Annotated in this window: 22 protein-coding genes and 1 pseudogene; 8 read left to right on the top strand and 15 right to left on the bottom strand. The window is 38.9% G+C overall.

The features are described 5' to 3' along the window. Positions 1-248: 248 nt before the first annotated feature. Positions 249-569, top strand: coding sequence for a YckD family protein (locus V3595_RS25735; protein ID WP_485910531.1), 321 nt, complete (start codon positions 249-251; stop codon positions 567-569). Between the two features lie 170 nt (positions 570-739). Then, positions 740-2,713: a S9 family peptidase gene (locus V3595_RS25730; RefSeq protein ID WP_485910529.1), complete on the top strand. Its 1,974-nt coding sequence runs from the start codon at positions 740-742 to the stop codon at positions 2,711-2,713. Between the two features lie 42 nt (positions 2,714-2,755). On the opposite strand, the gene V3595_RS25725 is transcribed toward V3595_RS25730, so the two are convergent. The 7 genes from V3595_RS25725 to V3595_RS25695 form a co-directional block, all read right to left on the bottom strand. Further along, positions 2,756-3,187 (bottom strand): CBS domain-containing protein, encoded by a 432-nt coding sequence (locus V3595_RS25725; RefSeq protein WP_485910527.1) that lies wholly within the window; start codon positions 3,185-3,187, stop codon positions 2,756-2,758. Between the two features lie 80 nt (positions 3,188-3,267). After that, positions 3,268-4,104: an MBL fold metallo-hydrolase gene (locus V3595_RS25720; RefSeq protein ID WP_402905115.1), complete on the bottom strand. Its 837-nt coding sequence runs from the start codon at positions 4,102-4,104 to the stop codon at positions 3,268-3,270. Positions 4,105-4,988: 884 nt separating this feature from the next. Then, entirely contained in the window at positions 4,989-5,969 is a 981-nt protein-coding gene (locus tag V3595_RS25715; RefSeq protein WP_485910524.1) for an ABC transporter permease, read from the bottom strand. Then, entirely contained in the window at positions 5,962-6,876 is a 915-nt protein-coding gene (locus tag V3595_RS25710) for an ABC transporter ATP-binding protein (RefSeq protein WP_485910522.1), read from the bottom strand. The genes V3595_RS25715 and V3595_RS25710 overlap by 8 nt, the downstream gene beginning before the upstream one ends. After that, positions 6,873-7,664: an SGNH/GDSL hydrolase family protein gene (locus V3595_RS25705; protein WP_485910520.1), complete on the bottom strand. Its 792-nt coding sequence runs from the start codon at positions 7,662-7,664 to the stop codon at positions 6,873-6,875. Before V3595_RS25705 ends, V3595_RS25710 begins: the two co-directional genes overlap by 4 nt. Before the next feature lie 398 nt (positions 7,665-8,062). Then, a complete protein-coding gene (locus V3595_RS25700) occupies positions 8,063-9,259 on the bottom strand; it encodes an MFS transporter (protein ID WP_485910518.1) in 1,197 nt (398 codons plus the stop codon). A gap of 69 nt (positions 9,260-9,328) precedes the next feature. Further along, entirely contained in the window at positions 9,329-11,461 is a 2,133-nt protein-coding gene (locus V3595_RS25695; RefSeq protein ID WP_485910516.1) for a PAS domain S-box protein, read from the bottom strand. A gap of 373 nt (positions 11,462-11,834) precedes the next feature. Here V3595_RS25695 and V3595_RS25690 point away from each other — a divergent pair, with 373 nt between their 5' ends. Beyond that, positions 11,835-12,749, top strand: coding sequence for a YitT family protein (locus V3595_RS25690; protein WP_485910514.1), 915 nt, complete (start codon positions 11,835-11,837; stop codon positions 12,747-12,749). A gap of 85 nt (positions 12,750-12,834) precedes the next feature. Here V3595_RS25690 and V3595_RS25685 read toward each other — a convergent pair whose 3' ends face one another. The 4 genes from V3595_RS25685 to V3595_RS25670 form a co-directional block, all read right to left on the bottom strand. Continuing rightward, positions 12,835-13,029 carry a cold-shock protein gene (locus V3595_RS25685; protein WP_034307294.1) on the bottom strand — a complete coding sequence of 65 codons (195 nt, stop codon included), beginning with the start codon at positions 13,027-13,029 and terminating at the stop codon, positions 12,835-12,837. 843 nt (positions 13,030-13,872) lie between these two features. Then, positions 13,873-14,079, bottom strand: a complete 207-nt coding sequence (locus V3595_RS25680; protein WP_061463486.1) for a cold-inducible protein YdjO-related protein — start codon at positions 14,077-14,079, stop codon at positions 13,873-13,875. Positions 14,080-14,205: 126 nt separating this feature from the next. Continuing rightward, a complete protein-coding gene (gene recQ / locus V3595_RS25675; protein WP_485910512.1) occupies positions 14,206-16,332 on the bottom strand; it encodes a DNA helicase RecQ in 2,127 nt (708 codons plus the stop codon). 156 nt (positions 16,333-16,488) lie between these two features. Continuing rightward, positions 16,489-17,304 (bottom strand): LysM peptidoglycan-binding domain-containing protein, encoded by an 816-nt coding sequence (locus tag V3595_RS25670; protein ID WP_485910510.1) that lies wholly within the window; start codon positions 17,302-17,304, stop codon positions 16,489-16,491. A gap of 256 nt (positions 17,305-17,560) precedes the next feature. Between V3595_RS25670 and V3595_RS25665 the strand changes: the two genes are divergently transcribed. The 3 genes from V3595_RS25665 to cotJC are packed head-to-tail and all read left to right on the top strand — an operon-like array spanning position 17,561 to position 18,643. Beyond that, positions 17,561-17,794: a spore coat associated protein CotJA gene (locus tag V3595_RS25665; RefSeq protein ID WP_063234475.1), complete on the top strand. Its 234-nt coding sequence runs from the start codon at positions 17,561-17,563 to the stop codon at positions 17,792-17,794. Beyond that, positions 17,795-18,061, top strand: a complete 267-nt coding sequence (locus V3595_RS25660; protein WP_063234474.1) for a spore coat protein CotJB — start codon at positions 17,795-17,797, stop codon at positions 18,059-18,061. Positions 18,062-18,073: 12 nt separating this feature from the next. Continuing rightward, positions 18,074-18,643, top strand: a complete 570-nt coding sequence (gene cotJC, locus V3595_RS25655; protein WP_063593768.1) for a spore coat protein CotJC — start codon at positions 18,074-18,076, stop codon at positions 18,641-18,643. Between the two features lie 835 nt (positions 18,644-19,478). On the opposite strand, the pseudogene V3595_RS25650 reads toward cotJC, so the two are convergent. The 3 genes and pseudogenes from V3595_RS25650 to V3595_RS25640 form a co-directional block, all read right to left on the bottom strand. Beyond that, positions 19,479-20,773 (bottom strand): annotated as a pseudogene (locus V3595_RS25650) (IS110 family RNA-guided transposase). Between the two features lie 191 nt (positions 20,774-20,964). Then, on the bottom strand, positions 20,965-21,249 hold the full coding sequence (locus V3595_RS25645) for a DUF3784 domain-containing protein (RefSeq protein ID WP_251542872.1): 285 nt from the start codon (positions 21,247-21,249) through the stop codon (positions 20,965-20,967). A 152-nt stretch (positions 21,250-21,401) separates the two neighbouring features. Then, positions 21,402-22,253: a LysR family transcriptional regulator gene (locus V3595_RS25640; protein WP_485910507.1), complete on the bottom strand. Its 852-nt coding sequence runs from the start codon at positions 22,251-22,253 to the stop codon at positions 21,402-21,404. Positions 22,254-22,448: 195 nt separating this feature from the next. Between V3595_RS25640 and V3595_RS25635 the strand changes: the two genes are divergently transcribed. After that, positions 22,449-23,699: an MFS transporter gene (locus V3595_RS25635; RefSeq protein ID WP_485910505.1), complete on the top strand. Its 1,251-nt coding sequence runs from the start codon at positions 22,449-22,451 to the stop codon at positions 23,697-23,699. A gap of 248 nt (positions 23,700-23,947) precedes the next feature. Here V3595_RS25635 and V3595_RS25630 read toward each other — a convergent pair whose 3' ends face one another. After that, the gene (locus V3595_RS25630) at positions 23,948-25,141 is read right to left on the bottom strand and encodes an IS110 family RNA-guided transposase (protein WP_485910503.1); all 1,194 of its coding nucleotides are present in this window, start codon (positions 25,139-25,141) and stop codon (positions 23,948-23,950) included. A 274-nt stretch (positions 25,142-25,415) separates the two neighbouring features. Here V3595_RS25630 and V3595_RS25625 point away from each other — a divergent pair. After that, positions 25,416-25,661, top strand: a 246-nt coding sequence (locus tag V3595_RS25625; protein WP_485910501.1) for a transposase, incomplete at its 3' end; no start/stop codon positions are given.

The following is a 25,661-nucleotide window of genomic DNA, read 5'->3' as shown; positions in this document are numbered from 1 at the left end:
CCCATTCTTTAAGGATTTTTATTAATAAGAAGTTACATCAAAATATTTGCTTACATTTAAATTACCCATATCTTCCTTTAACAAACCCTTACCTATTTTTTTACATAAAACTGTAAATGCTGTAAATGATAATAAAGAAATAAGGAATCTTCCATAAAGAAAAACATTTACACGGAAGAGACTTTCAGGTTTTAAATGTTCTACAGTTCTTCATGAGGCAAAAAAACAAAAGAAGGAGTCGTTCATTCATGAAAAAGTTTTTAGTCATCTGTTTAACAGCCTGTTCCCTATTCATAGTCAACCTGAATCACCCAGCTGCAGAGGAAAATAAAGCACAAACGGAACGTGTACAATTCACTGATGCTCAAAAATCTGAAATCGCCAAGATCCAAAAGCAAATACTCGCTGACAAAAAGATATTGATCGAAAAATATGTCGAATATGGCGCGCTTTCGAAAGAAGAAGCCGATAAAATGGTTTCACATTTTGAAAAACATTATAAAATGATGGAAGAACATAATTTCCAAATACCGCCGCACCGCCCACATACACGACACATGCATAAGTAATTGTAAGTTTTTTGCCTTTATATCCTGATGATCCGACCTGATGAAAAGGCCGGATTTTTTTCATTTCTTTCGTCCTTGATAAATAAACCTTACGCGTTTACCATTTACTAAAGGATTTATATTTCTCTTTAGCGAAATACATACCTATGAGAAATGAAAGGGTGAAAAGGATGAACAAAATAGGTATAACAGCAAGAGACTTATTTCACTTGAAATCAGTGACCGATCCAAAGCTATCACCGGATGGCAGTATGGCGGTTTATGTCCAAACCAGAATCGATGAAAAAACGGAAAAATACATTTCCAATCTGTTTATGTACAGCCTGATTACGAATGAAACAAAGCAATGGACGTTTGGGGATAATCGTGATACATCACCAGCCTGGTCCCCCGACGGCAAGCATATCGCCTTTATATCAGACAGATCAGGGAAAAAACAAGTCCACATTATTGGGAGCATTGGTGGGGAAGCTCGCCAGTTGACCCATTTCGTTAACGGCGCATCAAAACCTATTTGGTCTCCTTGTTCCACCAAGTTGCTGCTTTCTACCGGGTTAAAGGAAGACGAAAACCTTAATACGGTTAAGGGAAATGATTTGACCAAAGAAGTTAATAGGTATGAACGGATTAAGTATAAATGGGATGGAAGAGGCTATTTTGATCAATTATATCAGCAGCTGGTTATAGTGGACATTTTTAAGGGAGAATCAACATTGCTAACGGAAAACAATGTTGATCATCAACCGAATGCATGGTCCCCAGACGGACAGCGTATTGCATTCATAAGCGGGGATGCAGAAAGAAGTGATGATGAACTTTTTTCCGATATTTTCATCATGGACCTTGAAACGAAATCTTTAGAGAAGATAACGGATAGTACAGGTTTCTTTAGAGATCCGAAATGGTCTCCAAATGGCGAATATCTATCTTTCATTGGCCATAATAAAGAATTTGCCGGTGCCACCTTTTCAAATATCTGGTTATATTCCATTTTCGATCAAACGACTCAGTGTTTGACCGATGGATGGGACGTCCAAATAGGCGATTCCGCAATTGGGGATTTCCAAATCGGAGCCGGAGACCCAGGTATTTTGTGGACAAACGATAGCCAAGGTTTTTACTTTTTAATAAGTGATTACGGAAATACTGGAGTATATTATGGTTCGATTGAAGGAGCCATGTATCCATCAATCCTTGACCCGCAGCATATATACGGCCTGACTATAGATCCCGAAAGCCACCGTGCTGTCGTGGCCATCAGTACACCTGTTCATCCCGGCGATCTTTTTGCTTATAACCTTACCAATGGCGATAAGGAACAAATCAGTTTTGTTAATGAGGATTTTTTGAAGGATAAACATTTGTCCACGGCTGAACCAATTACATTCCGATCCGTTGATGGACTTACCATCCACGGCTGGATCATGAGACCGACCGATTTTGATGGTAATCAAAAATATCCGCTCATTTTAGAAATCCACGGCGGTCCGCATATGATGTATGCCAATACCTATGTTCATGAATTCCAGACCTTGGCTAATGAAGGGTATACTGTATTGTTCACTAACCCGCGCGGGAGTGTAGGATATGGCCAAGACTTCGTAAATGCCTGCCGGGGCGATTATGGTGGCATGGATTATAAAGACTTAATGGCTGGAGTTGATCACGTTTTAGCTTCGTATGATTTTATAGACCATGAAGATTTAGGGGTATCCGGAGGAAGTTATGGAGGGTTCATGACAAATTGGATCATCGGACATACCAACCGCTTCAAGGCCGCTGTTACTCAGCGTTGCATTAGTAACTGGCTAAGTTTTTATGGGGTCAGCGACATCGGCTATTATTTTACAGAGTGGGAAGTTGGCGGCGATATCGTTAACTCTGCTGAGAAATTATGGCAGCACTCTCCATTAAAATATGTTTCCGATGTGAATACCCCTTTACTTTTACTTCACGGTGATAAGGACTTCCGCTGTCCCATTGAACAGAGCGAACAATTTTTTGTCGCCTTAAAACGTCAAAATAAAGAAGCGGTACTTGTTTCTTTCCCAGATGAAACTCATGAAGTATCCCGAAGCGGATCTCCAAAAATGCGCTTGCAACATGTTGAGGAAATCAAAGGATGGTTCAATAAATATCTTTAAAAATAAAAACTCTGTTAGCAAAAGCTAACAGAGTTTTTGTTTTTAGTGTTGAATTTGGTCTCTGTCTTCGGAAATTGAACTTAAAGCATTTCCCGCCATTGAATTTGTCTGTTGGTGTACAGCAAGATCACCTAATGCCACGACTCCGACCAACTTGTCATTCTCAAGGATAGGGAGCCTTCTGATTTGTTCGGTAGCCATTAACTCCTCAGCTGCCTCCACTGACATATCAGGCGTACCTGTTACAAGATTGGTGGAAATGACATCGGTAATTCTAGTCGAATTCGGCTTTTTCTCGGCAACACAGCGAATGACGATATCCCTGTCTGTAATAACACCAATTAAATGGTTATTCTCCAATACAGGAATGACACCAACATCATCATTCTTCATTTTGACTGCTGCTTCATATATGTTATCTTCCGCAGTGCAACAGTCCACGTCTGTTGTCATGATATCTCTTAAATTAGTCACGGAAATCCCTCCATTTTTCATAAGTTGCTTGTTTATTTTTGACTTCTGAAGAGAAATTATTCATGAAAATCGTTCATGCTTCATTCCACATATTTCCCGTGATCCGGTTTAGCTAATGAATCGAATTCCTTTGCAAGCTTCGCTAAACCCATTTCAAGTTCTTTCCCTTCAACAGGATAACCATGTCCCGTTATGGCAACAGTCGGCTTCAGACTTTCCAATAACCTTACCGATTCTTTGGCAGCCACCCAATCGGTTGTCAAATACCGCGGTGGGCCTGCTATTTCTTTCTCCTGAGTGATAACCTTGTATAGGGAATCTTGCCTGACATTCACAAAAGCATCTCCAGCAATCAAACTTCGGTCACTTTCACGGAAGAGTGATATATGTCCTTTCGAATGGCCAGGGGTGTGAACCCATTTCCAATCGTGAAGCCCGGGAACACTATGATCATCAGGCAATGGCTGAACTTTTTCATCAAGGTTTATTCCCTCATTCGGAAATACCCATGAAATTTTAGCGACCATTCCCCCTTCAACAGTAGGATCGGGTTCGGGGTAATTTTCCTGTCCCGTTAAATAAGGCATTTCTTTAATGTGGGCATAGACAGGAGCATCCCAATACTCCATTAACTCAATCAGCGCACCAACATGATCGAAATGTCCATGTGTCAAAATAATCGCGGCAGGTGGATTTTGCGGTCCGTATATTTCTTCAGCAGTTTTCTTTATTACCTCTGCTGAACGCGGCATCCCTGCATCTATCAATACCCATTTATCATCTTTGGGTGACCCTATAAAAATTACATTAACGATTTGGACAGACAGACAATATATATCCTCATTAATGATCTGTACATCTCCACTAGAAACTGAAGTCATTGGCATGAATTTTTTATTCAAATGATTATCATCCATTTATAATCCTCCTAATTTGAACATACTGTTTTTTAAAGGATACCCTGTACGAGAAAATAAAAAACAACCTATAATTTATATAGGCTGTTTCAGACAGTAAGAAAGATTCGAAAGCGAGTTTGCCTACAGTTCTTTAAAAAAGTTGCAGATGATTTCAAATCCACTCCCTTTCCGCCCCACCTTTTGTAGGCGTTGATTTCCACTCCAGGCACTCGCTTTCCGCGGGCGGTCCGGAAGCCTCCTCGGCGTCTTTACGCCTGTGGGGTCTCCCTTGGACGCGCTTTTCCCGCAGGAGTCTCGCACCTTCCGTTCCAATCAACTTAGCTTTAAAATCCCTTTCCGCCGACTGTCTGCCAAACCTCCTCTCCGCATGCATATTGCGGGTCTCGACTAGCCAGTTATTCGGCAGGAATGTCGCAAATTTCTTCAATCCAATGAGTTTTCAGTTCATATAAACAGTAAAAATACTTGAGGATAACCAGGTCTTGTTTTAAATTCATGGTAATCTTCCTTTGATTAAATCGTGAAAAGGATTCGAAATGAGACCATTCCGAACACCATTAGATCGACAAACTCGAAGAAGAGCAAGTTTGCCTACAGTTTTTTTATTTAAAAAAAGTTGCAGTTGATTCCAGCCGGACTTTTTTCGTCAGTCACGGCACCTTTTTTCGGCCTTCACTTCATTATTCGGACTCCGGAGCTGTTATTTTGCGGTCCCCGCTTTAAACCCGCTCCCTTTCCGCCGACTGTCTGCCAAGCATCTATCGGGGTCTCGGCTAGCCAGTTAAACCGAGTCTTCTTTTAAAATTATGGTTCAGGGTGTGACACTCCCGAACCATCTATGTCAACAAACTGAAACAACCTATAATTCATTAGGCTGTTTCTCAGTATACATCCCGCCGGGTAAATACTGTAAAAGATACGATTAAAGCAAGCGCCCACCAAACAAGCAGAGTGATGACGGAGGATAATAAAGTCATCCCTTCAATCGGTGGAGCCGTCCCGCTAATGTAAGCGGTCAATTTCAAATTCACCATAAAGAAATATTTCGCTGATTCCCATGATGAAACCATATTGTTCAATATAGCCCCGGAAATCAATGCAGCCAGCATGATGCCCATGCCTGCTGGGGTGCTTCTCACTAAAACCGAAAGCATGAAAGAAAGGGTACCTACAACAACCGCCACCAGCCAGACAAGTCCCAAATCCATCAATAGGAATTTCCATTGTTCCACTAACCTTACTTGACTGACATCCACGTCAGCCCCATTCAATTCGAATCCGGTTATTACAGGGGCCCCCCATCCTTGATATCCGAAAACGATACCTGATAATAGGTAAGATAATAAGGCTGTCATCGCCACGATAATCGAAACCGATAATATTAATGTTACATATTTGCTCAATAAGATTTTCCAGCGCTCCACTGGCCTGGTCAACAAAAGCTTGATTGTCCCTTGACTGCTTTCGGAGGAAACTATATCACTAGCCACAATCATGATCAACAGCGGAATGAACAGATCGATTGCATTTTCCAAAAACATGCGTGTAAAGGTGGCTGCGCCTGGTTCTGAGGGGTTGATATCATGATCTAGATAATATTGCTGCTGCTTCAGACTTACTTGCAGCTGTTCACGCCACTCATCGAGCATCCTATTCGAGCCCAATCGATTTTGAGTATCAATGATTTGCTGCTGAAGAGCTGCACGCCAATCATCGGTTCCCAACTTCTCCCGCTGCTCTTCCACTTGTTTGTATTGGGCATATGTAAACATCAGCACTAAAATCCCCACGATGATACCGATTATGATTAACCGTTTCTTTGCCAACAACTTCATCATTTCATTTTGGATCAAGTTATTCAATGCCTGCACCTCCGACACCGGTAACTTGCAAAAACAATTCTTCCAATCCCGGGAGCTTACGATTCATTTCATGCACCCTCACCCCTGCTTGGTTAAGTGCAGCATTCCATTCGGGTGTTTTGAGTTCATCATAGGCTGTAATGATATATTTTTGATCTATGGTAATTTCGGTGAAGCCGCTAAGAATTTCTGCTCCCTTTTGTATAGGTTCCACCCGCCAAAATATCCGCTCCTGCGTGGATAATAAGCTTTCCACCGTATCCGTTTTGATAATTTCCCCCCCTTTAATAATTGCGACCCGGTCACAAAGTTGCTGTATTTCACCTAATAAGTGTGAAGAAACCAGAACGCTCATACCTTCTTCTTCAGCCAACTTTCTGATGAATTGCCGCATTTCACGGATTCCGGCAGGATCTAGACCGTTGGTCGGTTCATCCAAAATCAACAGCTTAGGGCTGTTCAGCATTGCCTGCGCGATTCCTAAGCGTTGCCTCATACCTAACGAATAAGTCTTCACTTTATCGTGAATTCTCGCTTGCAGACCGACGAGTTCAACAACCTCGATCATTCTTGTTTCATCAACTTCAGGTAACATTCTTGCAAAGTGGAGCAAATTATTCCACCCGCTCAAAAAAGGATACAACTCTGGATTTTCAACGATGCAGCCCATTTGCTTCATAGCCTTCGTAAATTCCTGACGAACATCATACCCGCATATATGGATGGAACCTGAGGATGGCTTAATCAAACCGACCAACATGCGGATCGTCGTCGTCTTGCCTGCTCCATTCGGTCCTAAAAAGCCGAAAACCTCACCTTCATTCAGCTCAAAATCTATTCCTTTAATAATTTCCCTTGTGCCAATCCTTTTTCTCAAGTCCCTGACAGACAATGTCACCTGTTTCATCGTTCCACATCCTCCCATTTTATTAAAGGAGCAACTCTATCAGCAATTAAACGGTACCCCTTCTTATTAGGGTGAAATTTATCCGAATACAAATACTCATTTACCGACAATTGAAATAAATCAAATGTTGGAACGAAAATTGCATTTTGATAAAGAGCCACGACTTCTGCCGTTTCATTATTCCAGTCACGAACAATGCGGTTCGTATCAAAGTCTTCATCCAAATCTATAAACGGATTATACAGCCCAAGCAATAAAATGGTAGCTGTATCATTGACTTTATTGATATCTTTAAAAATTTCATGTAAATTTCCCAAGAAATTCTTTTGTGATACAGATATAGCTTCACGATCATATTCAAGCAGGGTCTGGCCTTTTTGAAATAAATCGTTACCCCCGATTGTAACTAAAATAACATCAGCTGCCTGGATTTGGCGCTTCACTTCCGGTTGTTTCACTTGCTGCACCAATTCTTTAGACACTTGTCCATTAATTCCGAGGTTATGAATGATTGGTTTTCTATTGTACTCACTCTTCAAATCTTCAACAACAAGTCCAACGTAGCCTTTTCCTGTTTCATCACCTGTGCCACGTGTCAATGAATCGCCTAATGCCACTACCGTAAAATCATCAGGAAGATCATTTTTAATGGGGGTTTCTTCAATTACTTCTCTATCGGAAGTTCCTTTTCCGTAATGGTCAGTAATCGCCCATCCAAGGCAAAATAAAAAAAACATGCCGATAAGAGCTGATACGATGGTAGCAGCCAACACTTTTGGTTTGCTCAAAACACTCACCCTTCCATTCATTCTCTACCTTCCATTAAATCATATTATTTCCAAAAACAAAAAACTGATTGTTCTGGTTAAAAATTCCAATTAATAAAAGCATTTCCTTTTTAAAATTACCAATAAAAAAAGGCGGAAAGGGATTACAAAAGGGGTTCTATCTAATTTTTTATAACAAAGTTGATTGGAGCAAGTGCCCTACGTTCCAATCAACGTTTAAATTGTACAAACCCTTAAAAATCTTTTAATCGAGTTTATCTACAGTCTGAGGGATTAAATGAATCCCATCGTCTTTTCTGCTTGATCATTTAGCAGGCCTTCTCTAAAACTTGTATAGAGACAAGTAAAAAAGACCTCTTCACCATGAAAGGTTAAGAGGTCTCTCGCTATATTTTCCATCATTTTTCTATTGTACCTATGGGTTTTCCCAATACTTTTAATTTTATATCTAACCTCATGAGCCATATTGTAAGCAGCATCCCGATCAGCGTGAGTAAACCATAAAATAAATAGACAGCATATATTCCTGATTTCTCCAAGATTATCCCGCCGCTGAAGGTACTGAACCAGTTACCCAATCCATTGCCAATGGCGGAATAAAGCGTTATTGCTGTTACTGTTATTCGTGCAGGGACAACTTCCCTGATATATTGTAAAGCTGCAGGAATGAATAAGCCAAGTGAAAACCCTTGAATGATCGAAGTCACATATACGGTAGCCAAACTGGGTTCGGTGAAGTACAAAACCCAGCGGACCAATGAGGCCGTTCCAGCCAATAAGGTAATTGGCAGCAGGCCTATTTTATGGATCCAGGTACCTGCGATTCTCATAAAGGGGATTTCCGATAATACAGCTAAAAGGAACGCAATGCCAATTCCTGTATATGTCCCTCCCCTTGCCTCTACAAACAAACCATAGTATACATTATTTGCAAGATTAGGACCAAATAGCAGGAACGTTATGGCAAGAAAGATAAGAAATCGTTTCATGGTCATCAATTCTTTCATTCCACCGAAAAGCTTCACCTTTTCACCAGGTGGCTCTTCAGGCAAACGAAGAGCCAGACTAGCCGCAATCAAAAGACCGAAGAAAAAGGCATAAAATATCACTGAAGGACCCATGAAGGATTCAGATAACCTTCCCATTACAAAAACGGCCACACCGTAACCAAGTGATCCGAATAAACGGATTTTCCCATAATTTGATTTGATTTTTGTTGTATATTGAAGGGTGATGCTATCTGAAACCGGTATTATCGCACTTTGAAAGATAGCCAAAGCGATTGCGACGGATACTATAAGTAAATAGTGCTCGAACAGTAGGTAGCCTAAACCGAATACACCAGCAAGCAACGATGTCATTGCCAGTATTTTTGCTGGTCTCCCGCTCCAATCACAGACAATTCCCCAAAAAGGTTGAAAAACGATCATCACTATCGGTCCAACAGACATGATCGTACCTATTTCAATACCGGACAAACCAGCCTCATTGGCCAAGTAAACGCTTAATAGCGGTGTTAAACTTCCTACTGCAAAAAAAGAAAATAGGTAAAATACCTTCAAGCTAATAATATTGACATGCTTTTGTTTATCCAAATCCAGTTCCCCCACGCAGACAGCTTCTATAAAGTTGTTGATTTAATTCATTGCTTCCTAGTATGGATATTAAATAGGGAGCACGATATTAAAGACTGTGCCTTTATTGACCTCGCTCTCGACAAAGACATTTCCGAAATGGCTTTCTATGATTTTAAAGCTGATCATGAGACCTAACCCATTACCAGTTTTTTTCGTTGTGAAAAATGGTTCTCCCAGTCTCTTAAGCTGCTCTGGAGGCATCCCAATTCCTGTGTCGGTAATGGATATATGCACTTTATCCTCTCTAAGTTCAGTCATGACTTTTATGAACCCACCGTCAGGCATAGCTTCCATACCATTTTTAATGAAGTTCAAAATGACTTGTTTTAATCGATTCTCATCACAACGAACGAGGATCTCTTCTTCATTGAAATCCGAAATCAGCGTGATGTTCTTCTTCCTGGCTTCAAAATCCGTCAAAGATACGACGTTTTGAATGATCGGCACAAGATTCTTCGATTCCAATATCAAGGCCTGTGGTTTGGCCAATTGCAAGAACTCTTCAACTATCTCATTCACACGATTGATTTCGTCCATGATTATTTCCAGATATTCTTGTTTATTTTCGTCCGTTTCATCTAATTGCAAAAATTCCGTATACCCTTTCATGGAGGTCAGCGGATTCCGTATTTCATGTGCCACTCCAGCAGCAAGCTGACCGACAGCGGCTAATTTATCCTGCCGATGGAGCATCTCTTCCGATTGTTTACGCTCAGTTATATCATATCTAAGTGCCAGAAACTGAAATGGCTTTCCTACTTCGCTGAAAAATGGAACAATCGTTGTATCGACCCAATAAAAACTGCCGTCTTTCGCCTTGTTTCTAATTTCACCCTTCCAAACTTTCCGTTCATGGACGGTCTTCCACATATGTTCAAAGAATTCCTTTGAGTGGTACCCAGAATTAACTATCTTATGTGTATGGCCTATCAATTCACCTCTCCCATAACCAGAAACCTCGGAGAACTTATCATTCACCTCGATAATGACTCCTTTATCATCGGTAATCGCCACAATCAAGGATTGGTTGATTGCATATTGCATATCCTCCAGTTCCTTGATTGACCCCTTTAGTGCATTTTCTGCTTTTTTACGACTGGAAATATCTGAACGGATGGAAATATATTGATATGGCTTACCTTTTTTCATAAATGGAACGATAGTTGTATCCACCCAATAAACATTACCATCTTTAGCCCGGTTGCATATTTCACCATGCCATGTTTTCCCTTGGCTGATCGTTAGCCATAGGTCAGCGAAAAATTCTTTTGTATGATAACCAGAATTGATGATGGAATGATTTTTCCCTATTAGTTCATGTTTTTCATATTGTGATATTTCCAGGAATTTTTCGTTAACATATGTAATGATTCCTTTTGCATCCGTGATGGCGACGATCGCCGATTGATCTAAAGCATAACGGATATCGCTCACAGTATTGTCGCTTTTTGCCAACCGCCGGCCTACGATCGTACTTGAAGCGATCAAGCTGGCAAGGATGAATAATGAAACGAAGCATGTAAGATAAAGCATAAATGGGGTGAGTGGAACAAATTCACCCGTTTCATTTTTCGCGTTCATCGGTAACACTCTTAAAAAAAGATAATAGCCTTCAATGATTGCCCCGCTCATCATGAGAGTACTGATTGGCTTTAGCGAGGATTGACTTAATTTATTAAAATAAAATAATATTGCAAGTGCTGCTACAAATAAACTAAAGATACTGAAAAGCGTACTGAAGACCGACAATGGGCTAAAGTGCAAAGAATGGTTTAAAGAAGATGTTCCCATTATATAATTGGATAAAATGGCCATCGTAAACATGAAGCCGCAAAAAACGATTTGCAACACTTGTGTTTTATACGATATGGCCAATAACCCAACTCCTGCGAGAGCTATCGCCAATGCTAACGAAAAAATTATTGTAGCAATGTTGTATGCTGCCATTCCTGAATTATCAAGGGTGAATATGACCACAAAATTAAGCGTCCAAATAGCCACTCCCATAGAGCAGCTGCTCCCAATATACACCAGGCGTTTATATTTCTCTATCGTCAGTAATGTTGTCAGTAAATCCAAGGCCGTATAACACGCCATTATTATCAAAAGTACTGCAATCATAAAGAGGATAGGATTTGATGCCACAATTGATTGTTCCATTTTTTTACTTGACCACCTCAAACGTTCTATTCTCCTATATTGTAATGGAAATCCATAGTACCTCAAAGGTTTTTTATTTCCTTACACTATATATTTACACACTGATTCTTTCGGTGCACCCCATATCTCAAGAAAATGCTGGATTCCTTCATAAAATCATAAAAATTAGAAATACTATTGTTTTGTAAGGAGTAGAATAGGAATACATGGTATTGACAAGCATTATCAACCCTGCTTCTTCATTGCAGGACATTATCAATAACAAAAATAATTATTCCTGAATATATTAATCAAGAATCTTAATTTCTTTATTTAATTATACCTATAGGTTTATAATTAAATAGAACCTATATAGAGAGAAGGAGTGGGGGGCATGATTATGTCAGACCTGGCAGGTGCAAGTACAACAGAAATTATGCAAAAGAAGACCCAGCATAAAAAATTAACACTGAGACAAATTTTACAGAGAGGTCTACTAATTACAATCGGTGCGGTTTTGATGGCTGTCGGCCTCGAGATTTTTTTAGTGCCGAATAACGTAATCGACGGGGGCATAACGGGTATATCGATTATGTTATCTTACATTACTGGATGGAAGCTCGGAATCTTTCTATTCATTTTGAATCTTCCTTTCTTTTTTATCGGTTATAAACAAATCGGCAAAACCTTCGCATTATCTACCCTTTATGGAATTTTAGTCCTTTCCATTACCACTACATTGCTTCATCATGTACCAGCTTTCACTCAAGATATCCTCCTAGCGTCCGCTTTCGGCGGAATGATTCTTGGCATTGGTGTTGGAATGGTCATTCGATATGGCGGCTCATTGGATGGGACAGAAATACTTGCCATACTCGCTAGCAAGAAGATCCCTTTTTCCGTTGGGGAGATCGTCATGTTTTTTAATTTATTCATCCTTGGCAGCGCGGGCTTCGTATTCTCGTGGGATCGTGCCATGTATTCGATCATAGCTTACTTCGTGGCATATAAAACGATGGATATCGTCATAGCAGGTTTGGACGAATCCAAGTTTGTTTGGATTATCAGTGATGAATTTAATGATATCGGTGATGCCATCATGAATCGCCTTGGACGGGGCGTAACCTTTTTAGCTGGTGAAGGTGCTTATTCTGGTGATGATAAAAAAGTCATCTTCTGTGTAATAAACAGGCTTGAGGAAGCTAAACTTAAAGAGATAGTCAAAAGTTTCGATCCATCTGCATTTCTTGCCGTTGGGGATATCGCGGAAGTTCGAGGCGGTCGATTCAAGAAAAAAGATATCCACTAATCATTCACCTGCTTTTTGCTTGATCCAATTGGTAAAAAGATAAAAAAAGCTGAAGGGAGAATCCCCTTCAGCTTTTTTTATGACCTTAATAGTTTCTTGGATTGTTGATTGCTTGAAGCATTCTGGTGCCGGGTTTCATCTCGCTGCTACATAACGGACAAACATGTTCATCATTACTTGTAAAGTTATCGCGAATCCAACCTTTGCAATCTTCTGATGTACATTCCCACACCTTTGTTTCTTCAGGAATGATTTCTTCCGTATTATTTCTTCTATACATGTATCTCACTCCTTAGAATTGAATTGACTCCGTGCTGCATAACAGATCACAAGCCATAAAGATAAAAGAAGAATAGATGGCGTTTAATCTAAATAGTGAGTAAATACCCATTCGCAAATCTAAGTATGATCATTGTTCTTTCAACCAAACTTTTTGAATGGTAAGAACTTGAGATTACGACATGAATTTTTCATATCTCAGTAACCATTATATCATATATATGCTTTATATATTTGAGGAAAGATTCTAAAAAAGAAAGTAGTCCCCAAAATGAAACACAGTCCCTGACTTACCCTTCAAGATAATCGAGACTGCGCTGTTTAAGAATCCATTCCATATGGTTCTTCCTGCTCGTTCGATGGAACATCGAGCATGAGAGTAATTTTTAATGCCAAAACCTAAAACAATGAAAGCCCTGCCTCTCTCCCATCCATACGGTTCCTAGACCGTGCCTGCGAGAATCAGATAAAAGCTTGTAAGTACATGTTTATTAATTAAAACCGTCCGTAATTCCAATTGGGTAGATTAAATTCCAAAAGACAAATGGTACATAGAAGTAAGTTAATGAAGAACAGAAATGGATCGAGGAAAATACTTGGTGATTACATGTATTTCTTTTTTCTAGATATGTTTAACTTGATTCTACTTCATCATGAAAATGATGAAAAATTATTTTATTAATAAAAATGTTACTTTAAATTACCCTCCAGTGCTTTCTTTTCATAACACTGAAATTTAATGATACCACACATATTTTTATATGTAAAGCATTAATCCAGAATAAAACCACTCCGCCCTACTTCATTTTAAAATAAAAAATAAAGAGGCTAAGATTCACCTCTTTTATTTAAACGCATTATACTCATTTTCAATTTTAGGAAGTTCCCTGACTTCCTCAACTAATTGACTTCCACACATTGGGCAATCATAGTTTTCCGAGGCAAAATCTTTTCTCATCCAACCATTACAATCTGCTGATCCGCACGCATATACTATCGTATCTTCCATAACGATTTCTGGTTCCTCTGAATTCTTTTTACCAAAATACATGAGCAACCTCCTCTTTTTTATATAAAGACTCTGATTAAAGGCGCGAAATTCCACCTTTTTATCATTCCTAGTATACGCATTAAACCATATTCTTATTTATTCAATGAAGAAATTATCCAAAAAACCTTAACACCTTTCGTTTTCCAGTCCTGCTTTAACCAAGATCGCTTTAATCATAAAGTAGGAAATATGCTCAGGCAGGGCTTCTTTTAGTGGTTTCAATTTTTCAGAATCCAATTGTTTCGCAGTTTCCAAAACAAGATCAAATTCTTTCTCCAAGAAAATCTCATGCCATTTGATATCCAAGTGTTCTTCTGCACACTTTAATAAATGATTTTCAATTGAAATGGCAGACAGTCCTCTCAATGTCCCTATTTCCTTTATTGATTTGCCTTCCTGATATAAGCGATAGCTTTCTAAGTGAGATGGTTTAGTAGCTCGCTTTACCGTTCCCTTTGTAACCATAGTATTCGTTTCTAATTCAGGATGTGCCTGTACATACTGGGAAATCCCTTGTAAAAACACGGCTCCGAAGCGTTCGAATTTCTGCATCCCCACCCCTTTAACTTCCAGGAATTCCTCTTCCGTCCTCGGCAGTTTGACGGCCATATCTTTCAAGGATGCATCGGAAAAAATAATGAATGGAGGTACATTTTCCTTACTTGCCAATTCTTTTCTTAACTGTCTCAACTCTTCAAACAACCCATGATCCGCACTGATGCTGCTTACTTTTTTTATTTCCTTACGCAGTACTTTTTTCTGTCCCAATAGCACTTCCCTGCCAGCATTGGTAACTTTAAGTACCGGAAACTGGCCGCCCGTCATTTCGATATACTGTTTTGCTGTCAGGAAATCAATGAAATCACCTACATCCTTCGCTGATTGATCATTGATGATTCCATAGGTTGAGAGCTTCTGGAATCCGAACTCTTCAATTTTCTTATTGCGTGATCCCGTAAGCACTTGGGAAATCATCGTTTTACCGAATCGCTCACCCATTCTCAACATGCATGAAAGGACCATCTGTGCCTGTGTAGTTACATCAACAGAGTCACGTTTATCTGTACAATTTTCGCAATGACCGCAATCTTCAGGGTTTTCTTCTCCAAAGTATTGCAGAATGAAGGCTTGCAAGCACCCTTCGGTAAAACAATAATCCTTCATTCTGTTCAATTTCTTCAATTCCTGGGCTTGCCACTCCTGCGAGGGATTTGATTGATCAATCAAGAAACGCTGTATCTGCATATCCTGAGGGGAATATAAAAGGATACATTCACTATCCAAACCATCCCTCCCTGCACGTCCCGCTTCCTGGTAATAACTCTCCATGTTCTTTGGAGTTTGGTAATGGATGACGTATCTAACATTCGATTTATCGATTCCCATACCAAAGGCAGATGTCGCTACCATCAAGGGTATGTCATCACGAATGAATTGATCTTGCTGTTCCGAACGGTCTTGTTCATTCATGCCAGCATGGTATCGACCTGTTTTGAATCCCGCTTTTATAAGCTTCGCATACAAGGAATCGACTTCTTTCCTAGTGGCTGCATAGATGATACCCGATTCATTTTTGTTTTTCTCTAAATAACGCATTAAAAACCGGCCGCGATTTTCTTCTTTCACTACGGAAAAGAACAGGTTATCTCTGGAAAATCCCGTTGATATTGTATGCTGCTCTGATATTCCGAGCGACTGACATATATCGTCCGTCACATGCGGTGTGGCTGTTGCGGTTAATGCCAGTACTGTCGGGGCTGATGGAATGTTTTTCAATAAGGTTTTGATTTTTAAATAGCTTGGTCTGAAGTCATGACCCCATTGAGATATACAGTGGGCCTCATCGATGGCTACCAATGAAATATCCACATTAAATAGATCCTGTTGAAATGCAGGGTTTTCCAATCGTTCTGGCGCCAAATAAACCAACTTATATCTTCCGTGTTTAATATCGTTCATTCTATTGGATGATTCCAACCCAGAAATGGAGCTATTAAGAAATGTGGCATCAATCCCAGTTTGTTCGAGGGCATCTACTTGGTCCTTCATCAAGGAAATTAGTGGGGATATAACGAGTGTTACACCTGGTAACAGAAGGGCTGGAATTTGGTAACATATTGATTTACCTCCGCCGGTAGGCATGATTCCCGCCGTGTTTATTCCTCCCAACACCTGTTCGATAATCTGTTCCTGACCTTTTCGGAATGACTCATAACCAAAGTATTCTTGTAAATATCCACGTGCTTTTTCCATCAATTTACTATTCCTCCTATTTACCTTCTAAGGATTTATAAGGATCTATTTCTTCCATTGTACCTGCTTTTCACGACAACCTAAAGGACAAAAAAAGCAGACACATCATGTCTGTGTCTGCTTTTTCAATATATAAACATGTTTTGCATGGTTAAATTAATTCAGGATTTGCACTTTAACGTTTTTAACGCCCCAATTCACGGCATCCTGTTCGTTTGGAACAAATATGTCCACTCTATTCCCTTTGATGGCACTGCCTGTATCGGCTGCCGTTGCGTAGCCATAACCTTCAACATAAACCTTTGATCCTAGTGGAATGACTGAAGGGTCCACGGCAATCACCTTTGCATCAGGATTAGCTTTCAAGTCCACTCCTGTGGCTGTTGTTCCGCTGCAGCCTTGACAATCAGCCGTATAGGCTGTTGCACTAACAGTAATCTCTTTTCCAGATTCTGCTTGATCTTGGGATTCATTGTTTGTGTCTGCTGGTTCCGATTGTTCAACCGGCTTTGTTTGTTCTGCTGGCTTGGATTGTCCTGCTGGTTCGGATTGCTCTGCTTGTGCAGCTTGCTCTGATTTCTGTGCAGGCTCTACACTTGCAGCTTCGACTTTGTTAGCTGCCGGTTTAATGACCAGTTCTTGACCAGGATGGATTGTATCTGAATTTAAACCGTTCCAAGATTTAATATCATTTACCGCTACATCATATTTGTGTGCAATTCCCGATAATGTGTCCCCTGACTTTACTTTATAATGCTCTTCTTGAGAAATATGTATGGTTTCTCCGGCATAAATCGTGTCTGAAGACAAATCGTTCCAAGACTTAATATCTTCTATTGATACTTTATATGTTTGAGATATCCCCCATAATGTGTCTCCATCTTTCACTTTGACATCCTCTGCTTGTACCGGAATTGTAAATGCACCGGATATTGCAGCGGCTGCCGCTAACGATAAGATTGATTTTTTCATATGTTGTTACCTCCTTGTGAGCTGCTTTATAAGCTACGAGTTAAATCTTAACATAGTTTTTTTCTATACAAAGAACAAACAGATAAAGAATAGATGACAAACATCACAGTAAGATAACGGGACCATAACAAGATTTTATAATATTCTGAAAAAACATCATTTTCCAGATAATTTCCTTTCCAGACCAAAGGAGTCATATTATGCATTACCCAGGCATAAAAATTAAAGGCTATATCTTTACAAAGGAGGTATTTTTTTGACTCGCGAAAAGACTTTTACCTTAGTTAAGTCATATAAACCTTTCCATAGTAAATTCGATCCGTGCCCGCCTATTGGGAGAAAGTACTACAGAACACCTCCTAATTTGTATATTAATTTTCAACCGCCGAATTTGGAGCAGTTCACACCGGAGGAAGCTTTGAAATACGGTACACTTTGGAAATTCTTTTATGATTTTTATGATAATCCATATCGGGAAAGGGAGACATAAATGAATAAGAAACTGGATGATGAATATTATCAGTTGCTTGAACAAATACAGGCTGCCGATTTCGTACTTGTCGAGTTGACTCTTTATTTGGATACACATCCTAACGATCAGCAAGCATTACAGCAATTCAATCAATTTCATGAATACTCCAAACAATTGAAATCGGTTTTTGAGCCTAAATATGGTCCATTATTGGGTTTTGGAAACAGTCCAGGCGGTGAAAATAAATGGGAATGGGGCCAAGGCCCTTGGCCATGGCAGGTATAAGGAGAGATATCTATGTGGGTTTATGAAAAGAAGCTGCAATATCCAGTTAAAGTAAGAGACTGTAATCCTCGATTGGCAAAATATTTAATAGAACAATACGGAGGTGCTGATGGCGAGTTGGCTGCAGCACTCCGATACTTAAATCAACGATATACAATACCTGATAAAGTGATTGGCCTGCTGACGGATATCGGAACTGAGGAATTTGCCCATCTGGAAATGATCGCCACGATGATTTATAAGCTAACAAAAGATGCCACACCTCAGCAGATGGTTGAAGCTGGCCTAGGTGACCATTATGCCAATCATGATAGTGCCCTTTTTTATCATGACGCAGCAGGAAATCCATTTACGGCCACATATATCCAAGCAAAAGGCGATCCCATTGCAGATTTATATGAAGACATCGCAGCTGAAGAGAAGGCCAGAGCAACCTATCAGTGGTTGATCGACATCTCGGATGATCCTGATATCAATGATTCACTCAGGTTTTTGCGTGAGAGGGAAATTATTCATTCGATGAGGTTCAGGGAAGCTGTGGAGATTTTAAAAGAAGAAAAAGGTAAAAAGAAGTTTTTTTAATGAAATTCACAAGAAAAAAGACAGCGGAGAAAATTTAAAGATATATTAGATACAGGAGTAAGGATAGTAAGGAATGATATTCCTACTGTCCTTTTTTTATGTATACATAAAGATTAGTTATACATAGTAATTTAAGTTAATATACGATATTATTAGAACGTTAGTTCTATATTGAATGTTATTTCTTTTGGAGGAGAGTGTAGCCTCGTTCCGAGGTAGGACTCCACAAAACGATAGTTCGAGGGCATTACCTAAAAATGAATGCTTAGCTTAATAAAAGGGCGTAGATTTTTGAAACAGTCTTAGTACTAGCCTTTTAGTGGTAATTGTTTTATTTAGATTATCATATATCATAAGAAACCCTCCCTAATTTTGGATAATTATTCTTGCATATATTTACTATAATTATCCAAAAGTTCTTATTCAACTAAACTCCCTCAATAAATTAAACACAATCTCACGATTGCTCTAGAATTCTTAGGATTTCATAGCCATATCATTACCCACTATCTTTGTAAGATCAGCATTACTCTTCAAGTATAGGGATTTATCGAAAAAAGTGTATGCTAAACTAGCCAATTATAGGAAAAATTTGGTTTAAGTAATGCTATGATCGCACTTTAGGATATCCACATGTCTTATGGAGGCCAACCCTCCCATGTCTCACAGAGTCGTTGCTCCTACATTCCTTCGTTCAACCTTTCCATGAGGTGGATGTCGGTCATGCTGCCCCACAGGATCTAAGTCCTCACGTTAGTTGCTTTGCCGACTAATCCGTGCTTCACTTTTAAATGAGTGTTAATTAAATGACGGTGTAACCTTAAAATTCAATGAACTATGCGACTGTTTGATGTACTACAAATGTTGCCATATGAGGGATATCCTTTAACATCTTGTCTTCTTGAAACGTAAATTGTTTTTTACCGATTGAAATCAGAATTCGAATAAGCTTGTTACATAAGGCTATCAGAGATTGCATTTTCCTTAAGGGATTGTGAGAACGTGTTGTGTAATATATATGAAGAGCTTTAAAAGCCTTGTTCTTTGCCACCAGTATCATGGCTGCCCGGAATAAGAGAGCCATCAATTTCTTTCGTCCCCGTTTGGTAATCTTGGTCTGACCTTTGTGCTTTCCGGATGTGTTTTCTTTTAAACTTAAACCTGCTAATTTTACGATTTGGCGAGGATGTTGATAGTCTCTGAGGTCGCCGACCTCTGCGAAAAACCCTGCTACTGTATCTCGACCGATTCCTGACACCTCTAACATCTGTGTGACACCTGGGATATGGTCTAATAACTGATCTAATTGATGATCTAATTCTTCGAATTTCATTTGAATAAAATCATACTTCTCTAGTAAAGCTCTCAACTCTAATTTCGCCATAGCTGCCCCTTGACGAATACCAATCGAACGATTGGCTGCTTCTTTGAGTGCTCGTATCTTCTTTAAACCTATACTGCGTTTTACCACTTGTCTTAAGGAAAGCAAGAGCTCTTCATCCGTATACTTTACAAGTTCATGTGGCAAGGCTTCTAGCTTTAGAAAATGAATAGCTGCCTTGCCTTCCCAACTTTTGAACACCGTCAAAAATTCGGGAAAGTAACGATCAAGCCAGTTATGAACTTGTCCCTGAACGACCTGTAAGTCAACGTTGAGAAGATCGCGAAGTTTTTTGGCCACTCGGAGTTCTGCATAAATTCCTCGTGGAATTGTTGGTTCGGCGTATCTTCCGTCTTTGACTAACTGTGCGATGACTTTTGCATCTTTCACGTCATTCTTTGTAGGTGAATTATCGTCTAATTCTTTACTTCGTTTAACATGTGTGGATTGACTGATACGAACTTAATATTATTCTCTTTTAGAAGATGAGCTAGATTTAACCAGTAGTGACCGGTTGGCTCCATGCCTACAATCACTTGATTTAACTTACACCCTTTAACAAGTTGGGTAATCCAATCTAGAAACGAATGAAATCCTGCTTTCGTATTTTCAAAGAAACACGTTTTACCTAGTTCCAATCCTCTAAAATCTTGTGCTCTCGCGACATGATTGTGCTTGGCTATATCTACTCCGACAATTAAGGTTTCAGAAGTAATTTGAGAGATTTTATGATTTTGGTTATAATTCATTGTGAGACCTCCAAATAGATGTATTGTCCTTTTTAGCTGGCCAGCTCAGGACACATTCATCTTATCAAGAGGTCTTTTTTCGTTCAAACCTCATTTTCAGTTATTACAGGAATGCTGCCCCGTTAGTTGCATAAAGAAAAAGCTGCCTTAAAGACAGCTCCGATCTTCAGCTAAAGCACCCGTTAGTTGCATTAATCGAGTAATCTTCTATTGATAAATACGTACGTAATTGTTAATAAAACCAACATAGCAATTATAAGAACCGTTCCTTCATAAGGATAGTCAATGAAACTATTGATAACTGCTAACAATCCAAAAGGAAGAAAAAAAACTCCACCTGTTACTGTACCTAACAAAGACTTATTTTTAATCATTTTTTCATTAAATCCAGCTAACAACCAGGTTTGTTTTTTCACAGCTACTAAGTAAGACACAAGTAAAAGAGCTATACCAATAACCAATAATCCGTAATCCACCTTTACACCTCCCAAGGACAACTTTGTTTCTTGTTATTTTTTATACGAATAGTAAAGGAAAAAGTTTCCTTTACTTCAACTATCCTGCCCCGATAGTTCCATAAGAAAAGAGCTGCCAAAGCAACTCTAAAGATAAAACCCCTTTTTTATAATTAACCAATCGTCTTTAGAACATTTTTAAATTGTACGATATGGTTCTGTTCGCCGTCGTTCATCTTATAAACGAAAACGGTATTAATGACATTGTTAAAGCTTAATTTGTAATAGTGAATGTTTGTATAGTTATATAAATCTATAAGCTTAGTATTCAATACTGCAATGGTATTGCTGATTTGCAAAAAATCTTGGATACTGCTGATTGATTTTATTTCCTTTAATTTATGTGGTATTTGATTATTCATAAGCCATTCGGTCACAGCTCTTGTATACATACAACCTATACTCAATACGAGCAATGTAATAGGTGTTTCCCAATCAAAATTGATGATATGGTCCTTACTTGAAATGACCTCGAATGTTTCAGTTGCAACGATGTCATAAGTTAAGTCGGGATATTTCTTAATAGGTTCACTAATGAGTGCACAATCTAATTCGGAATTGTGCACTTTTTGGTTTATGGCATTACTGGAATCTACGGCGAAATCCACATCCATTTGAATGTCGTTCATATTCAAAGTATTCGCGATATGGGCACCATAGATTTTCAAGGTTGTATGTGATGTGCCAAAATCCACTTTAGAGTTAGTTTGAAAGGCACCAATGTTTTGTAAAAATTCTTCGTACTCTTGTGAAATAAGTTGAAGATAGTTTTTATACTGTATTCCTACGCTAGTGATTTTCAATCCTTGGGGCGTGCGTTTAAAAACAAGTTTTCCAATTTCCGACTCTATTTTTTTCACTTTAGCCGTAAGGGCGGATTGAGTATAGTTCGTGATTTCTGCAGACTTACTTAAATTTTGACGGTTTAATATTTCAATTTTCAATGCTATTTCTTTGATGTTCATATAGTTGGCACACCCTATAAAAAAAATTTATGAACCCTATCATTTTCCTCCATTTTACGCTTCTGGGCAGTCAGAGTAAACTCTAGTTAGCTTAATAAGTAAGGGAGACTAGATAATGCTAGAAGCTAAAAATAAGAATTTATCCCACCTAATTATTATTGAACGATACATCAAGCATAGGGGGAGAATTTCTTAATGCATACATATTATAAATGGTTAATCGTATTGGTGGCCACGTTATCCCAAACTGCAGCAACCTTTGTGACATATGGCATGGGACCCATCGCTTCATTTTATCAAATTGAATGGAATTTAACACCACTTCAAACAGGCTTCATTGTTTCAGCGGTCAATATTGGTCCGATGTTTTCAATGCTGGCGTTCGGTTACTTGATGGATAAAAAAGGGGAAAAACACATTACCGGGTGGGGGAACATTTTATTGGGCCTCTCAGCTTTAACGCTAGTTTTTGTTAATGATTATATTGTATTGCTGCTTTTATTATTGTTGGTCGGTATATGGTACGGAAGTGCTCAAACCGGTGGAAGCACGGCCATCGTAAAATGGTTTCCAAACGAACATAGAGGTCTGGCTCTAGGGATAAGACAGACGGGAATACCGATTGGAGGATCTCTAGCCTCTGCAGTTTTATCCTATACATATTATCATTTCAATTTGTCATCAGTACATGTAGTACAAGGAATCGTAGCAATAATGGGAGGGCTAATCTTCTTATTATTATATAACGAACCAGAAAGAACGAGTGGAACGAGATCAACCTCGGTCGGGTTCAAGGAGAAAATGAATGTCATCAAAAATAATAAGGAGTTATATCCGATGTATATAGTGGGTGTTGTGATGATGTCATTACAGATGATTATCATTGCGCATTTTATGAGTTATTTGCATAACGAAGGGAGCTATTCATTAACAGAGGCAGGAACATATTTAAGCGTCGTTTTAATAGGTGGTATGGTTGGACGGGTAGTCATCGCATGGGCGAGTGATCAATTCTTTGAAGGTATAAGGGAAAGATTATTGCTTATTGTGATGGCTGTTACCGTAATTCTTACAGTGATGCTGCCACTCATCATGACTGTTGAAATGGAAATCTTGATGCTATTATTTTGTTTTCTTTTGGGTTTTGTAGCCATTGGTTGGTATTCCATTTTTATTGCTTGTATCACAGAGCAATCGGATTCACGTTTTATAGGTTTAACGGTGAGTTCAGCATTGACATTAAATCAATTATTCATTGTCATAGCACCCTCTTTATTCGGTTTAGTCGTTAATCTATTGAACAGTTATCAACAAGCCCTATATTTGGCCGGAATATCTGTAGCTTTGGGAGCGATTAATTTATACAGAGTAAAAATAAAAAAAAGAATGGATCATGGGATCACCACAAAGTTTGATCAAATTAATACAAACAACCTTGATAAATGAATAAATAGAAAGGGCATGTTTTGAAAAAAGATTAATCAAAACATGCCCTTATAATATTTAATTGGATCATTCTTTTATAAAAAAGATTGATTATTTTTGTGTTCCTTAATGAACTAAACCAGCTAATAGGATGTCAATATCTTTCTCTAAAATTTTCATTTCCCTTATGATATACTATTTTTGTCCATGCCAAATAACCCTCCAAAACCCTTTTGGAAGGATTTTTCTCTGTTTCACAAAAAAGTTAATTAGGTTAAATCTAGGAACATTTCTTTTCTCGTTAATAGAGCGTAAATCCAATGAAGCAACTTATTCATACAGGAAACGATTGACACTTTGGCAGGTTTTCCTTCTGATTTTTTCTTATCATAGAATGCTTTAAGCATTTTGTTCCTTGAACTTCTTATGCCGCATAGTACGGCAAGATACAGAGAATGACTTGAACCTCTTTTAGTAATACGATTAATGGTTGCCGTAAACTTACCAGATGAGTGAACACTTGGATCTACTCCAGCGAAGGCAACCAGTTTTTTCGGATGATTAAATCGATCGATTTCACCAATTTCAGAGATAATCGTGGCTGCGATTTTTTCTCCTATACCGGGAATCGATTGGATAATCTTGTATTCTTCCAGTTCATTTGCCAGGGCCACTATACGATCTTCCAAATCAGAGAGGTGTCCCTGGTAATGAAAAAGCAACTCAATATACATACGAAGATTGATTACGTGACTTTGATACACGTTTTTTTGGAATGGATTTCGAGATGCGGAGCCCATTATTTTTTTTGCTTTTTCCCTTGCCCATTCACCCGATCGGCTTGAACAGAACTCTATAACACTCTCTGCTAGTCTACTTTCTCCGGCCGTTAATACCGCCTCTGAAGTAGGATATTCCTTTAACATCAATAAAGAAACCTTCGAATATAGATCCCCAAAAACCTTCCGGTATTCAGGAAACACCTGATCTAAAATGGTGTGAAACTGAAGTTTAGCCTCCACATACATATTCGTTACGATTTCCTGTTGTCTTGACAAATTACGAAGGTCTAAAAGCTGAATTCCTCTAATTTTATGAGGTTCAAAATCCTCCTTGTAATACAGCACACACAACTGGTACGCATCGATTGCGTCCGTTTTTACCTTCCGTAAACTGGACTTCTTTGCCTGATAAGAAATAATCGGATTTAGTAAGATATATAGAATCCCTTGTTCCTCCAAGTATTGAATAACGGGAGAATGGTAATGCCCTGTAGATTCTAAAATGACCATAGGCATCTGCCCTGTCACCTCTTCAATTTCTTTTAGAAAGTCTAAAAATTGATCCAATTCCTCCTTGGTTTGCTTCATTGAAAAGATCTTCCCATACGGTTTAGATTTGTCTAAAAATGCCTGTACTTGGCTCTCTTCTTTTGCCACATCCAGACCAACAACTGGATTCATTGTTTTTTCCTCCTCTACTTACTAACCAGTACCCCTAGTCCTCCATGTAGTGTCATAGCTTCGCTTGTTATACGAGATCTACGTCCCAACCAGCCTCAAACATGTTTCTACAAGTAGGGGGCGGACAGTTTAGTTCACGGGATCAAGTCCCACGCACCCGTACGTCCTACCCTGGCTACTGTATAATAGATTCTATTAAAAAAAGGTCAACCAGTAATTTTGAACTGCACCCCAATTGTTAGACACAACTAACAATTGGAGGTGCAGTTTTTTTATGGCGAGATTTTCTTCAGAAGAAAAAATACAGGCAGTAAGACAATATATAGATGGTAATGAGGGAGGAAAAACAATTGCTAAATCTACTGGTGTTCATCCGAGTTTACTCCATCAGTGGATTAAACAATTTGAACTTTTTGGTGATGATGCTTTTGAAAAACGCTATACACCCTACCCCGCACAGTTTAAACTAGATGTACTCAATTATATGAACGAACACGGGACGTCTATCAGGGAAACAGCG

It is taken from the genome of Bacillus sp. CFBP9009 (assembly GCF_036541465.1).
In the GTDB taxonomy this organism is placed as follows: Bacteria; Bacillota; Bacilli; order Bacillales; family DSM-1321; genus Peribacillus.
This window is presented reverse-complemented; position numbering and strand designations above follow the sequence as displayed.